Here is a 13,093-nt window from a genome sequence, read left to right as displayed (position 1 = left end):
GGTCTAGGAAGGTGTCATCGCCCGCCTTGTGCGCAATTGCGCACTGGGGCGGGCGATCCAGTATTCCGAGACGTTGGTGATTGACCCGATGGGCCGCGGCGTACTGGATGCCCCGCCTTCGCGGGGCATGACAGCCGAACAGTTGAAAAAGCAAAAAGGTGGGCACGGCGCTTGCGCGCCTTTGCCCACCCTACGAATTCCGTGCGTTCGGCTTTACGCCGCGCGGACCTTGGCGAGGAAGCCGTCGACCGCGCTGCGCAGCGCGCCGGACTGGCTGTCCAGCTCGCGGGCGTTGGTGAGCACGTCGGTGGCAGCAGAGCCGGTCGCTTCCGCGGCCGAGGTGACGCTGCCGATATTGGCGTTGATCTCGTTCGAGCCGGCCGCGACCGACTGGATGTTGCGGGCGATCTCGCGGGTCGCTTCGCCCTGCTGCTCGATCGAGGCGGAAATGCCGGCAGTGATCTCGCTCATCTCGGCGATGGTCTGGGTGATGCCGGAGATCGCCGTGACCGCGTCGCTGGTCGAGGTCTGCATCGCCGCGACCTGGGCGGAGATTTCCTCGGTCGCCTTCGCGGTCTGGTTCGCCAGCGCCTTGACCTCGGAGGCCACGACCGCGAAGCCCCGGCCGGACTCGCCGGCGCGCGCCGCTTCGATGGTGGCGTTGAGCGCGAGCAGGTTGGTCTGCGCCGCAATCGAGTGGATCAGCTTGACGACCTCGCCGATCTTCTCGGCGCCGGTCGAGAGCACCTGCACGGTGGCGTTGGTGCGCTCGGCATCGCTGACGGCCCGGCTCGCGACTTCGGTCGAACGCGTGACCTGGCGGGAGATTTCCGCAACCGAGCTCGACAATTCTTCGGCGGCCGCGGCAACCGTGCCGACATTGCCGGAGGCTTTTTGCGAGGCGGCGCCGACCGTCGCCGCACGCGACGAGGCGTCGCTGGCCGTCGCGGTCATCGACTGCGCCGTGCTCTGCATGCCGGCGGCGGCCGAGGAGACCGAGCGGACGATGCCATTGACGCTGCGTTCGAAATCGCTGGCGATGCCCTCCATCGCGCTGCGACGTTCCGCCGCGGCACGCTCCTTGGCATCGGCCTCGGTCTTCTCGAGGCCGCGGATGCGGACCGCGTTGTCCTTGAAGATCTGGACGGTCGAGGCCATCGCGCCGACCTCGTCGCCGCGACCAACCCCGGGAATCTCACCCTCGAGCTTGCCGTCGGCGAGATCCTTCATGCGGGCGCCGAGCAGCTCCAGCGGGCGACTGATGCCGCGGCTGATCAGCCAGGCAACGCCGCCGGCGACGATGACGATGCCGAGCATGGCAAGACCTAGCAGCCAGTAGACCGGGCCCATCTTGGCGTCGATGTCGCTGAGATAGGCGCCGGTGCCGAGATACATGTCGAAACCGGGCACCGCGACGGCGTAACCGATCTTGCTGATCGGCGTCTCCTGGCCGGGCTTCACGTAATCATAATAGAGCAGGATCGAGCCGTTGGCCTTGACGCCGTCCATCAGCTCGACGGAGAGCTTGCGGCCGTTGGTCACGACATCCATGCGGTTGGTGCCGATCTGCTTCGGATCGGGCGCGAGCTGGGTGATGCCGTCATAGGACGTGCCGAACAAATAGCCCGAGCCGTTGTCATAGGTCATCGCGTTGCCGTAGCGGCGAAGGTCGGCCAGCGCCGCATCCTTGGTCAGCTCGCCGGCATCGACGCGTTTCTTCAGCGCCGCGGCGTAGTTGCGACCCAGGTCGACGATCGACTTGGCCTGGTCGATGCGCGCATTCACCATCTCGCGCTTCATCAGATAGCCGGCGAGAACACCGGAGAGGCAAAGGCCGAACAGGGTGACGCCGACAAGGATACCGAGCTTGGGGGCGATCTTCAGATTGCTCAACTTCACGGGACAGCTCCGGCAACAATGGGATACGGGCGCGCAAGGGAATCGATAAATTTGATTCAACTTTTAGTGTGTGACCTCTTATCAACCTGTTACGGGCGGCTCCGTAGAAGCCCGGACGGAAGGCCGAAACAGTCGAATAAATCGCCGCAGCGGCAACCGACGATTGTACGCGACCGCTCCGATTTCGCGTAAAAGACGCAAAGGCCCGCCCACAAGGTGCGGGTCACAACAAGAACCGACAGACCAAATCGGGAGCAGGAAATGCCGAAATACAGGGTGGTGACGCCGAAGGGCGCGAGCTTCACGGTCGCAGGCAGCGACTATTCCTTCGAGCGCGAGGCGCTCGATCCGATCGATGCCGAGATCGTCGAAGCCCCCGCCAATGAGGCCGAGTTCATCGCCGCCGCGAAAAACGCCGATGCCATCTACGCCAAGGGCATCCCCATCACCAAGTCGATCATCGACGCACTTGATAGCTGCAAGGTGATCACGCTCGGCTCGGTCGGCGTCGACAGCGTCGACGTGAAGGCCGCGACCGCCCGCGGCATTCCCGTCACCAACATTCCCGACACCTTCATCGAGGAGGTCGCCGACCACGCCATGATGCTGCTGCTCGCCGGCTTCCGCCGCCTGGTCGAGCAGGACAGGATGGTGCGCGACGGGCGCTGGGCCGAAGGCCGGCCAGCGCTGTTGAAGATCCCACGGCTGATGGGCCAGACGCTCGGCTTCATCTCGTTCGGCCGCGTCGCGCGTGCAGTTGCGAAGCGCGCCGCCCCGTTCGGCCTGCGCATGATGGCCTACGATCCCTTCATCCAGGAAACGCTGATGTACGACCATGGCGTGATCCCGGCGACGCTGAACGAGGTGCTGTCGCAATCGGACTTCGTCTCGATGCACGCCCCGGCAAGGCCCGAGGTGCATCACATGCTCACCGAGAAGCACTTCCGGCAGATGAAGAAAGGCTCGGTCTTCATCAATACCGGCCGCGGCGCCACCGTTGACGAGGAAAGCCTGATCAAGGCGCTCCAGGAGGGCTGGATTGCGCATGCCGCCCTCGACGTGCTGGAGAAGGAGCCGCCGTCGCACAACAATCCCATCCTCAGCATGGAGAACGTGACGCTGACCGCCCATGTCGCCTCGGCCTCGGCACGGTTCGACGAGGCGCGCAAGCGCCGGGTGGGCTACGAATTGTCACTGGTGCTTCAGGGCATGTGGCCGGTAAGCTGCGTCAATCCGTCGGTGCTGCAGAACACCGCGCTTCGCCGCTGGCAACCCGTCAGCATGGATCGCGGACCGAACAGCTAGGCGGCCGGCGCCAAGCGCGCCGGGAATCGGAACGGCCCTTCACCGGCGATCAACGCCGGGAAGGGAGACATCATAGGGAGGAACTGATGAGGAACGACATCACGCGTCGTGATGCCTTGGTGCTGGGCCTATCTGCTACGGCGCTCGCGGCAACCGGTGTTGCAGCGCACGCCCAATCCGCGATCAAGGCCGCGGACGTCCCCGCCCCAAAATTGCCGATCGAGAAGGGCGCGTCCTTGCGCATGCTGCGGCCGGTGCGCTTCGTCCAGGCCGACGAAGACGTATTCCGCGCCAACGCAGCCAAATTCACCAAGGAAACCGGGGTCGAGGTCAAGGTCGACTTCGTCGGCTGGGAAGACATCAACCAGCAGACCGCGGTGACCTCGAATTCCGGCGCCGGCCCCGACATCATCATCGGCTTCTCCGACGCGCCGCACATCTATGTTGACAAGCTGATCGAGCTGACCGACGTCGCCGACTATCTCGGCAAGAAGTATGGCGGCTGGCAGAACCTTGCGAAGGCCTACGGCAAAAAGGCCAAGAGCGATACCTGGATCGGGCTGCCGTTCGGGGCCACCGCCGGTCCCCTGATCTATCGCAAGTCCATCCTCAAATCCGTCGGGTTCGACAAGGCGCCGGACGATCATGCCGGGCTCCTGGACCTCTGCAAGAAGCTGCAGAAGGCCGGCAAGCCCGCTGGCTTTGCGCTGGGCAATGCCGTCGGCGACGGCAACGGCTTTGCGGACTGGATGATGTGGTCGCACAATGCCTCGCTGCTGGATGAGGAAGGCAATGTCACCATCAACAGCAAGGAGACCATCGCGGCGCTGAATTTCGTGAAGGAGCTCTACCCGACCTTCATCGCCGGTACGCCGTCCTGGAACGACGTCAGCAACAATCGCGCCTATTCCTCGCAGGAAATCGGGCTGACGGCGAACGGCGTCTCGCTGTATTTCTCCCTGAAGAACGATCCGGCGACCGCGGCGATCGCCGAGGATTCCGAACATCAGCTGCTGCCGAAGGGCCTTGCACCGATCTCACCGATGTCGGGACTGACGCTGAACGCCATGGTGTTCAAGCACAGCCAGTATCCGAACGCGGCGAAGGCCTTCCTGCAGTTCATGCTGGAGAAGGACCAGTACGAGCCGTGGCTCAACGCCAACAGCGGTTACTGGTCGCAACCGCTTGCGGCTTACGCCGATGCGGCGGTGTGGAAGGGCGATCCCAAGGTCGCGATCTTCAGGGACACCATGAACAGCACGTATTACGCCGGCTACAAGGGTCCGATTTCGACCGCCACAGGTGCGGTGCGTGCGGACTATGTGACGGTGCAGATGTTCGCCTCGGTCGCGACCGGTGCGGCGACGCCCGAAGCCGCGGCTGCGGAAGCGGAACAGCGCTGCAAGCGGTACTTCCGCAGGCAGAGGTAGCGCCGACGACAACGCGGCCGTCATTGCGAGGACCGACGCGACGAAGCAATCCAGACTGCAACTGCGGAGGCAGACTGGATTGCTTCCGCCTTCGCCAAGGCTACGGCGGACAAGTCGCTTCGCTCGCAATGACGGTGTGGTAACAGCCTAGAACAGGACAACGACCCGATGTCCGTGACCACCCTCTCCTCCCCCGTACTGGCGCACCGGCAGCAATCCTGGCTGGTGCGGCTGTTCGACTACAAGCCGTTCCTGATCGTGATGTGCCTCGCGCCTGCGATCGGGCTGCTCGCCGTCTTCCTCACCTACCCGCTCGGTCTCGGCATCTGGCTCGCCTTCACCGACACCACGATCGGCCGACGTGGCGTCTTCGTGGGCCTTGAGAATTTCCAGTATCTGCTCACCGATCCCCTCTGGTGGGGCGCGGTGTTCTACAGCGTGTTCTATACGGCGGTCGCGACCTTCGGAAAGTTCGCGCTCGGCTTCTGGCTCGCGCTGCTGCTCAACAACCATTTTCCGTTCAAGAGCCTGCTCCGCGCCATCGTGCTGCTGCCCTGGATCGTGCCGACGGTGCTCTCGGCGCTGGCGTTCTGGTGGATCTACGATCCGCAATTCTCGATCATCTCCTATTTGCTGGTCGACGTGCTGCATTGGCGCACCACCAACATCGACTTCCTCGGCGCGCCCTGGCCGGCGCGCTTCTCGCTAATCGCGGCGAATATCTGGCGCGGCATTCCCTTCGTCGCGATCTCGCTGCTCGCGGGCCTGCAGACCATTTCGCCCTCGCTCTACGAGGCCGCGATGCTCGACGGCGCCAGCGCCTGGCAGCGCTTCCGCTACATCACCTTCCCGATGATGATGCCGATCCTCGCCATCGTCATGACCTTCTCGATCATCTTCACCTTCACGGACTTCCAGCTCGTCTACGCCATCACCCGCGGCGGCCCGGTGAACTCGACCCATTTGCTGGCGACGCTCGCGTTCCAGCGCGGCATTGCCGGCGGCGAGCTCGGCGAAGGTGCCGCGATCGCGGTGTCGATGATCCCGTTCCTGGTGTTCGCGACGCTGTTCTCATATTTCGGCCTGGCGCGCCGCAAGTGGCAGCAGGGAGAGAGCAATGACTGATACCGTCGCCCAAACTGCCGTGGCCGACGCGAAGGCGGCGCCCGATACCATGGCCTGGGATTCCGGGCTGCGGCGGCTGATGATGATCTACCTGCCGCTCGGCTGCTTCGTGCTGATCCTGCTGTTTCCGTTCTACTGGATGGCGATCACGTCGTTCAAGCCGAACGCCGAGCTGATGAACTTCAAGGATCACAACCCGTTCTGGATCACCTCGCCGACGCTGGCGCACGTCAAGCACCTGCTGTTCGACACCGCCTATCCGCGCTGGCTGTGGACAACGATGATCGTTGCGATCGGCTCGACCACGCTGTCGCTGATCGCGAGCACGCTCGCCGCCTACGCCATCGAGCGGCTGCGCTTCCGCGGCAGTCCCTATGTCGGCCTCGGCATTTATCTCGCCTATCTCGTGCCACCGTCGATCCTGTTCATTCCGCTCGCCACCGTCGTGGTGCAGTTCGGCCTGTTCGACTCACCGATGGCGCTGATCCTGGTCTATCCGACCTTCCTGGTGCCGTTCTGCACCTGGCTCCTGATCGGCTATTTCAAGTCGATTCCCTACGAGCTCGAGGAATGCGCGCTGGTCGACGGCGCGACGCGCCTCCAGATCCTGCGTCGGATCACGCTGCCGCTGGCGGTGCCCGGGCTGATCTCGGCCGGCATCTTCTCCTTCACGCTGTCCTGGAACGAGTTCATCTACGCGCTCGCCTTCATCCAGAGCGGCGCCAACAAGACCGTGCCGGTCGCGATCCTGACCGAGCTCGTCACCGGCGACGTCTACCAGTGGGGCGCGCTGATGGCCGGCTCGCTGCTCGGCTCGCTGCCGGTTGCGATCTTCTATTCGCTGTTCGTCGATTACTACGTGTCCTCGCTGACCGGCGCGGTGAAGGAGTAACACGAGCTAAGCAAGCCGCTCCTTAAGGCGCGGCGTGGCCCAGTCGAGAAAAGATCGGAGCTTGAGCGGCTCGGGCTTGCGCTCCGCATAGACGATATGCACCGGCCATGGCGCCTGTTCGAATGGCTCCAGCATCAAAACGAGCTTTCCTGCGCGCCGTGCGGCTTCCATCTTGTACGACATGACGCGAGTGATGCCGGCACCCGCGATCGCGGCTTCGACCGCAGCCTCGGAGTCGCTCAAAGTCAATCTCGACCGGATCGGCACCGCTACTTCGCGGCCGTCGATGACGAACTTCCAGTTCCGCTGAGCCGCGAGGCTGTCGATACTGATACAGTCATGAGCAGCCAGATCGGCAGGCACCTTCGGTTGGCCGTGCTTGGCAACATAACCGGGACTCGCACAGAGCACGAACCGGACCGAGCCGACTCGGGTCGCGATCAGGTTGCTGTCCGGGAGGTTGCCGATGCGAACCGAAATGTCGATATTCTCCTCGGCCGTGTTGACAATGCGGTCGGTCAGGACGAGCCGCAGCGCGATGTCTGGAAAGGCATCCATGAATTCGAGCGCGATCGGCAACAGGTGCATGTGTCCGAGCCCCCAGGGCGACGTGACCGCGAGATCTCCTTTCGGAATCCTGTACTCGCCGGAGACCTCGCGCTCCGCGTCGTCTACCTGCCCGATAATGCGCTTGCAGGCTTCGATGTAGGATCGTCCGACATCGGTCAGCTTCATCTGGCGCGAGGATCGCTGAAATAGTTGGGCCTTCAACCGCGCCTCCAGCTCGGCGACCGTGCGGCTGACTGTCGCGACCGGCGTGTTGAGGCGCCGCGAAGCGGCTGAAAAGCTTCCTGTCTCAGTGACCGCGACGATCACCGACATTGCCTCCAACCGGTCCATCGGATACGCTTTCCATATCTTGAGAAGGTGCTTCTCAAGCATACCGTCTGCTCCCCACAGCGACAATCGGCTACGCGGTGGATATGCGCAAAGCCGCCGTGCGTTTTGAATGCCGTCGCCCGGCCGTCAATCGAGGACGCTATGGAGTTAGAGACCAGAGCCCTGCTGTCGCGCCGCAATTTCTGTCTCTGCTGCCTGAGCGGTGCGGCGATTGCCGCTACTAACGGTTGGCTTTCGCCGCGGCAGGCCTACGCTGAAGCGCGAGGCCTTGTCAGCCTGATCAAGGACAGTGCGGCGACATCGCCGATCACCACGCACAAACTCCGAGGCAACATAGCCGTGCTCGAAGGCTCCGGCGGAAATGTCGCGGTCCTGACCGGTCCCGACGGCAAGGTTTTAGTCGATGCCGGCATCCGCGTCTCGCGTCCCCAGCTCACCAAAGCGATGGCCGATCTCGGCGCCGATCCCGTCACCCATCTCGTCAACACCCACTGGCATTTCGATCACGCCGATGGCAACGAATGGCTCCATTCCGCTGGCGCCAGGATCATCGCGCAGGAGAACACGCGAAAGTACCTCCTCGAAGTTCAGCGCGTAGAGGACTGGGACTACAATTTCCTTCCGCTGGGACCAGGCGGCATCCCCAGCGACGTATTTTCCAGCTCCTATGAGCTCAGACTCAACGGAACCTCGATCGGCCTGAAATATTACGGGCCCGCGCATACCGACAGCGACATCTCCGTCACCTTTGCAGAAGCCAACGTCGTTCATGTCGGCGATACCTTCTGGAACGGCATCTATCCGTTCATCGATTACTCGACCGGCGGCAGCATCAACGGGATGATCGCGGCTTCCGAAGCCAATCTCGCAGCGACCGGACAGGATACGATCGTGATCTCCGGTCACGGCAAGCCGGTTGGCAACAGAGCCGAACTCCAGGCGTTTCGCGACATGCTGGTGACGATCCGCGACAACGTCGCCCGTCTCAAGAGCCAGGGACGAACGCGGGACGAAGCCGTGGCCGCCAAACCGACCGCGGCCTTCGATGCGATATGGGGGCAGTTCGTGATCGACCCCGGCTTCTTCACCCGGCTTGTCTACCAAGGCGTTTGAAGCCGCGGACGACTGACGTCCGCAAAGCCACCGATTCTGGACAGGGAGATCGACATGAAAAGTGCAGAGGTCATGCCGCCACAAACCCGTATCGATCGTCGTTGCCTGGTCGTTGGATTGTCCGGATTGGCCGTTGCCACTGCTTCACCGGATGCATCGGCGAAACCGCAGCGCGACAGCCGCGGCACCACCGGTTCTTATCCGGTCGTCTACCATCGAACCAAATCCGTCGACGGGATCAAGATCTTCTACCGCGAAGCGGGGCCCAAGGATGCACCGGTGGTGCTACTGCTCCACGGCTTTCCGACCTCCTCGCACATGTTTCGCAACCTGATCCCGGCTCTGGCGGACCGCTATCACGTGATCGCTCCCGACTACCCCGGCTACGGCCAGAGCGACATGCCACCGCGCACATCGTTCAAATACACCTTCGATCGCTTCGGCGAACTCGTTGACGGCCTGCTCGGCCAGCTCGGTGTCACCCGCTATGCGATGTACGTCATGGATTACGGCGCCCCGGTCGGCTGGCGGCTGGCGCTCAAGCATCCCGAGCGCGTCAGCGGCCTGATCGTGCAGAACGGCAACGCCTATGACGAAGGGCTGAAGGAGTTCTGGAATCCGATCAAGCAATACTGGGCCGACGGGTCCGATACCAGCCGACAGGCATTGATGAAGCTGGTCACGCTGGAAACGACGAAATTCCAGTACACCGACGGCATGTCGGACGTGAGTCGGATTTCACCCGACAATTGGGTACAAGATCAGGCGCTGCTCGACCGGCCCGGCAACAGCGATATCCAGATGGACCTGTTCTACGATTACCGGACCAATCTGCCGCTGTATCCCGCGGTGCAAGCCTACTTCCGCAAGTACAAGCCGCCGACGCTGATCGTCTGGGGCAAGAACGATTTCATCTTCCCGGCCGACGGCGCCCATCCCTACAAGCGCGACCTGCCGCAAGTGGAGTTTCACCTGATCAACACCGGTCATTTCGCGCTCGAGGACAGGTTCGACGAGATGGTTCCGCTGATCCGCGACTTCCTCGCCCGCAAGATCGCCTGATAACCTGGAAGGAACGAACATGAACGCGGCCCTCCACGTCGTGGCCGCTCTGGCGGTCTCCACAATGTTTGCGGCAGCCGCCGTCGCCCAAAGCGCCCGCGACGTGCGCGGGCCCTCTCCGCTAGTTGCCATCGACAAGCAGGCGCCCGCCCGCCTGATAGTCGATCCACCGCTGGCCGAACAACTGGCGCAGGGCCTCGTCTTCATCCAGTACACCACGGAAAATCTCCGGATCGTGCCGGTGTTCGGCAAGGGCGCGCTCGACGTGTCGCCGCGCATCGGTCACGTCCACATCACGGTCGATGATGCGCCCTGGCATTTTGTCGATGCCAGTGGCGAGACCGTGATCGTGGTCGGACTGCCTCCGGGCCCGCACAAGGTACTGTTCGAGTTGGCCGATCCCACGCACCGCGTGATCGACAGCAAGACCATCAGCTTCGAGATTCCGGCGCGCTCTCCGGCACCGCCGAAACAATAGCTGCTGCGGCGTTTGGCCCGCTTTCACAAAACTGCAACATGCGATCCGCATAAGGCGTCGTCCACTAACAGGAGACGCACATGCGCGCGACTTTTCTCAGCACCGTCGCAACGATCATTCTCACCGCGAGCACCGCGCTTGCACAGAACGAGGGTGAATTCCCGGCGAAGCTCGCCGGCCACGTGGTGATGCCGGCCGCAACGTTCATCGACGCGCCGGCTGACGCCCCTGCCGATCTCAAGACCTCGGGCAAGTACACCACCGGCAAGCGCGTCGACGCGCTCGGCACCGTGATGGGCAAGTCCTATGAGCGGGCGACCGGCGTCTCGCTGCCCTTCAAGGGCCAGCCGCTGCAGGGCCATTCCGGCATCAAGCACATGTCCGACGGCAGCTACTGGGTCATCACCGACAACGGCATGGGCGCGCGCGCCAACTCGCCGGATTCGATGCTGTACCTGAACCGCTACAAGATGGATTGGGCCAGCGGCAAGATCGAGCGCCAGGAAACCATCTTCCTGCACGATCCCGACAAGAAGGTGCCGTTCCGCATCGTGCATGAGGACACCCAGAAGCGTTATCTCACCGGCTCCGATTTCGACACCGAGGGTTTCCAGATCATCGGCGACACCTTCTGGATCGGCGACGAGTTCGGCCCCTATATCCTGAAGGCCGACAAATCAGGCAAGATCCTCGGCGTGTTCGAGACGGTTGCCGACGGCAAGCCGGTGCGCTCGCCGGACAACTGGGCCGTGGCGACGCCGGGCGCGCCGGGCGCGACCTACACCAACGTCAACCTCCGCCGCTCCAAGGGCTATGAGGGCTTTGCGTCGTCCAAGGACGGCAAGTTCCTCTACGGCCTGCTCGAGGGCCCGCTGTGGGACGCCGACAAGAAGGACTGGGAGAAGGTCGACGGCAAGGAAGCCTCCCGCATCCTCGAATTCGACGTCGCCGCCGAAAAGTTCACCGGCCGCTACTGGCAGTATGTGTTCGAGCAGAACGGCAACGCCATCGGCGACTTCAACATGATCGATCAGGCCTCCGGCCTCATCATCGAGCGCGACAACGGCGAAGGCACCGCCGACAAGGCCTGCCCGCAAGGCACCCGCGGCGAGAACTGCTTCCCCGACATCGCCAAGTTCAAGCGCGTCTACAAGATCGAGCTGACCGACGCCAATGTCGGCAAGCCCGTGCGCAAGATCGGCTATATCGACCTCATGAAGATCCAGGACCCCGACAAGAAGGCGCGCAAGCCGCTCAATGACGGCGTCTACACCCTCCCGTTCTTCACCATCGAGAACGTCGATCGCGTCGACGAGACCCACATCATCGTCGGCAACGACAACAACCTGCCGTTCTCGTCCAGCCGCGATCCCAACAAGGCCGACGACGACGAGTTCATGCTGCTCGAAGTCTCGGATTTCCTGAAGGCGAAGTAAGCCGACGCTCTCTCCTCTCCCTCTTCCCGTTCTTACGGGGAGAGGGCTGGGGTGAGGGGCTCCATCCACGAAGGCGGTGGGAGTGCGACTCGCGGAGAGTCCCCCTCACCCGGAATCCGCGCTTTCAGCGCGCATTCCGACCTCTCCCCGCACGCGGGGCGAGGTAGAAAGAGCGGGCTACCGCACGATAAAGTCCACCGGAACAGTAAAGCTCATCGAGCTGTTCTTGATCTCCGCCGGGATCGGCGGGAACGGCGAGGCCTGGTGGATCATCGACGTGGCCTTGGCATCGAACGCGGCAACGCCGGACGAAGCGATGCGGCTGGACGTGACCTGGCCGTTACGGCCGATCGTGAAACTCACCCGGACCAGCCCGCGCTGACCGTTGCCGCCGGACGGATAGGAGTGAAGGCGCATCAGATGCGCACGGACGCGCTGATTGTAACTCGCAACCAGCGATGCGACCGCGCCCGCGCTCATGGCGGACGCTGCAGGTGCCTCCCGCTCGGCGCGCGGTGGCGCACTGGTGCGAGGCGCGGGGGGCGCCTCTGACGGCTTCTTTGCCTCCGGACGAACTACTTTCGGCTTTTCGGGCGCCGGCTTTTCCTGCGGCACGATTTTCGCGGGCTCCGGCTTGGCCGGTGTCGGCTCGAGCTTCTGCTCCGGCGGCGCCACCACGTCGGGCTTCTCCTGCGGCGGTGTCGGCGCGATGGTCTCCTCGACCGCCTGCCGCTGCATCGGCTCCGGCGGTGAGGCATCGGCCTCCTTCATCACCGGCCCCGGCACGACGTCGTCCGGCGTCGCCTCGGGCGCCGACGTGATCGGCGCCATGTCGATCATGATCGCAGGCAGGGTGACGCCCTGCTCCGGTTGCGACCGCACCCAATTCATCGCGATCACCGCAGCGATGACATGCAACGCCACGATCACCGCGCCCGATGCACCCCAGCGCGCGGTTTCGCGCTCGCCGAGCGGTTCATGCAGGGCAAAAGCGCTCGCCGACATCAGCTGCGTCCGTCAAGGCCGACCAGGGCGACCTTGAGATAGCCGCCATTGCGCAAGGTGTTCATCACTTCCATCAGGTCGCCATAAGAGACAGCCTTGTCTGCGCGCAGATAGATGCGCTCGTCCTTGCGGCCCTTGGTGGCGGCATCGAGCGCCGTGACGAGGCCTTCGCGCGCCATTGTCTCCTCGCCGACGGCCACCGTGAGATCCGGCTTCACCGTCACGAAGGTGGGCTTGTCCGGCCGCGGCGCGGGCTCGGCGGCGGTGGCCGGCAGCTCGACGCCGATGTCGACGGTGGCAAGCGGGGCCGCCACCATGAAGATGATCAGCAGCACCAGCATCACGTCGATGAACGGCGTGACGTTAATCTCATGGGTGACGTCGAGATCGCCGGGGTCGCCGCGCCTCAGCGGCGATCCCCCGCGTGCGCCGAGTTTCGCGGCCATGG

12 protein-coding genes are annotated in these 13,093 nt (G+C 63.6%); 8 read left to right on the top strand and 4 right to left on the bottom strand.

The features are described from left to right. Positions 1-213: 213 nt before the first annotated feature. Positions 214-1,899 carry a methyl-accepting chemotaxis protein gene (locus AB7290_RS06835; RefSeq protein ID WP_071909796.1) on the bottom strand — a complete coding sequence of 562 codons (1,686 nt, stop codon included), beginning with the start codon at positions 1,897-1,899 and terminating at the stop codon, positions 214-216. Positions 1,900-2,160: 261 nt separating this feature from the next. On the opposite strand from AB7290_RS06835, the gene AB7290_RS06830 reads away from it, so the two are divergent. The 4 genes from AB7290_RS06830 to AB7290_RS06815 all read left to right on the top strand — a co-directional run bounded on the left by AB7290_RS06830 (position 2,161) and on the right by AB7290_RS06815 (position 6,651). Next, the gene (locus AB7290_RS06830; protein WP_028151051.1) at positions 2,161-3,204 is read left to right on the top strand and encodes a C-terminal binding protein; all 1,044 of its coding nucleotides are present in this window, start codon (positions 2,161-2,163) and stop codon (positions 3,202-3,204) included. Positions 3,205-3,290: 86 nt separating this feature from the next. Further along, a complete protein-coding gene (locus AB7290_RS06825) occupies positions 3,291-4,634 on the top strand; it encodes an ABC transporter substrate-binding protein (RefSeq protein WP_085398947.1) in 1,344 nt (447 codons plus the stop codon). Positions 4,635-4,802: 168 nt separating this feature from the next. After that, a complete protein-coding gene (locus AB7290_RS06820) occupies positions 4,803-5,759 on the top strand; it encodes a carbohydrate ABC transporter permease (RefSeq protein WP_063981164.1) in 957 nt (318 codons plus the stop codon). Beyond that, complete coding sequence (locus tag AB7290_RS06815) at positions 5,752-6,651, top strand: carbohydrate ABC transporter permease (RefSeq protein ID WP_085398948.1); 900 nt, start codon at positions 5,752-5,754, stop codon at positions 6,649-6,651. Before AB7290_RS06820 ends, AB7290_RS06815 begins: the two co-directional genes overlap by 8 nt. Before the next feature lie 6 nt (positions 6,652-6,657). On the opposite strand, the gene AB7290_RS06810 is transcribed toward AB7290_RS06815, so the two are convergent. Next, on the bottom strand, positions 6,658-7,551 hold the full coding sequence (locus AB7290_RS06810) for a LysR family transcriptional regulator (protein ID WP_085398962.1): 894 nt from the start codon (positions 7,549-7,551) through the stop codon (positions 6,658-6,660). A 141-nt stretch (positions 7,552-7,692) separates the two neighbouring features. Here AB7290_RS06810 and AB7290_RS06805 point away from each other — a divergent pair, with 141 nt between their 5' ends. The 4 genes from AB7290_RS06805 (at position 7,693) to AB7290_RS06790 (ending at position 11,640) form a co-directional block, all read left to right on the top strand. Beyond that, complete coding sequence (locus AB7290_RS06805) at positions 7,693-8,664, top strand: MBL fold metallo-hydrolase (protein ID WP_085398949.1); 972 nt, start codon at positions 7,693-7,695, stop codon at positions 8,662-8,664. 54 nt (positions 8,665-8,718) lie between these two features. After that, entirely contained in the window at positions 8,719-9,726 is a 1,008-nt protein-coding gene (locus AB7290_RS06800; RefSeq protein ID WP_085398950.1) for an alpha/beta fold hydrolase, read from the top strand. Positions 9,727-9,745: 19 nt separating this feature from the next. Further along, the gene (locus AB7290_RS06795) at positions 9,746-10,204 is read left to right on the top strand and encodes a DUF6130 family protein (RefSeq protein ID WP_085398951.1); all 459 of its coding nucleotides are present in this window, start codon (positions 9,746-9,748) and stop codon (positions 10,202-10,204) included. A gap of 80 nt (positions 10,205-10,284) precedes the next feature. Continuing rightward, positions 10,285-11,640: an esterase-like activity of phytase family protein gene (locus AB7290_RS06790; protein WP_085398952.1), complete on the top strand. Its 1,356-nt coding sequence runs from the start codon at positions 10,285-10,287 to the stop codon at positions 11,638-11,640. Positions 11,641-11,817: 177 nt separating this feature from the next. On the opposite strand, the gene AB7290_RS06785 is transcribed toward AB7290_RS06790, so the two are convergent. After that, complete coding sequence (locus tag AB7290_RS06785) at positions 11,818-12,645, bottom strand: TonB family protein (protein ID WP_085398953.1); 828 nt, start codon at positions 12,643-12,645, stop codon at positions 11,818-11,820. Continuing rightward, positions 12,645-13,091, bottom strand: coding sequence for a TonB system transport protein ExbD (gene exbD / locus AB7290_RS06780; protein WP_063981157.1), 447 nt, complete (start codon positions 13,089-13,091; stop codon positions 12,645-12,647). Before exbD ends, AB7290_RS06785 begins: the two co-directional genes overlap by 1 nt. Positions 13,092-13,093 lie beyond the last annotated feature (2 nt).

The organism is Bradyrhizobium sp. 613_E4_N2_2, from assembly GCF_052075995.1.
GTDB lineage: Bacteria > Pseudomonadota > Alphaproteobacteria > Rhizobiales > Xanthobacteraceae > Bradyrhizobium > Bradyrhizobium barranii.
Note: the sequence above shows the minus strand (reverse complement) of the source record. Positions and strands in the feature narration are given on the sequence as shown.

Excerpts from the sequence above, each read along its gene's own strand:
- AB7290_RS06810 (WP_085398962.1), bottom strand. The coding sequence starts at position 7,551 with ATGGACCGGTTGGAGGCAATGTCGGTGATCGTCGCGGTCACTGAGACA.
- AB7290_RS06825 (WP_085398947.1), top strand. The coding sequence starts at position 3,291 with ATGAGGAACGACATCACGCGTCGTGATGCCTTGGTGCTGGGCCTATCT.
- AB7290_RS06830 (WP_028151051.1), top strand. The coding sequence starts at position 2,161 with ATGCCGAAATACAGGGTGGTGACGCCGAAGGGCGCGAGCTTCACGGTC.
- exbD (WP_063981157.1), bottom strand. The coding sequence starts at position 13,091 with ATGGCCGCGAAACTCGGCGCACGCGGGGGATCGCCGCTGAGGCGCGGC.
- AB7290_RS06790 (WP_085398952.1), top strand. The coding sequence starts at position 10,285 with ATGCGCGCGACTTTTCTCAGCACCGTCGCAACGATCATTCTCACCGCG.
- AB7290_RS06820 (WP_063981164.1), top strand. The coding sequence starts at position 4,803 with ATGTCCGTGACCACCCTCTCCTCCCCCGTACTGGCGCACCGGCAGCAA.
- AB7290_RS06800 (WP_085398950.1), top strand. The coding sequence starts at position 8,719 with ATGAAAAGTGCAGAGGTCATGCCGCCACAAACCCGTATCGATCGTCGT.
- AB7290_RS06795 (WP_085398951.1), top strand. The coding sequence starts at position 9,746 with ATGAACGCGGCCCTCCACGTCGTGGCCGCTCTGGCGGTCTCCACAATG.
- AB7290_RS06805 (WP_085398949.1), top strand. The coding sequence starts at position 7,693 with ATGGAGTTAGAGACCAGAGCCCTGCTGTCGCGCCGCAATTTCTGTCTC.
- AB7290_RS06815 (WP_085398948.1), top strand. The coding sequence starts at position 5,752 with ATGACTGATACCGTCGCCCAAACTGCCGTGGCCGACGCGAAGGCGGCG.
- AB7290_RS06785 (WP_085398953.1), bottom strand. The coding sequence starts at position 12,645 with ATGTCGGCGAGCGCTTTTGCCCTGCATGAACCGCTCGGCGAGCGCGAA.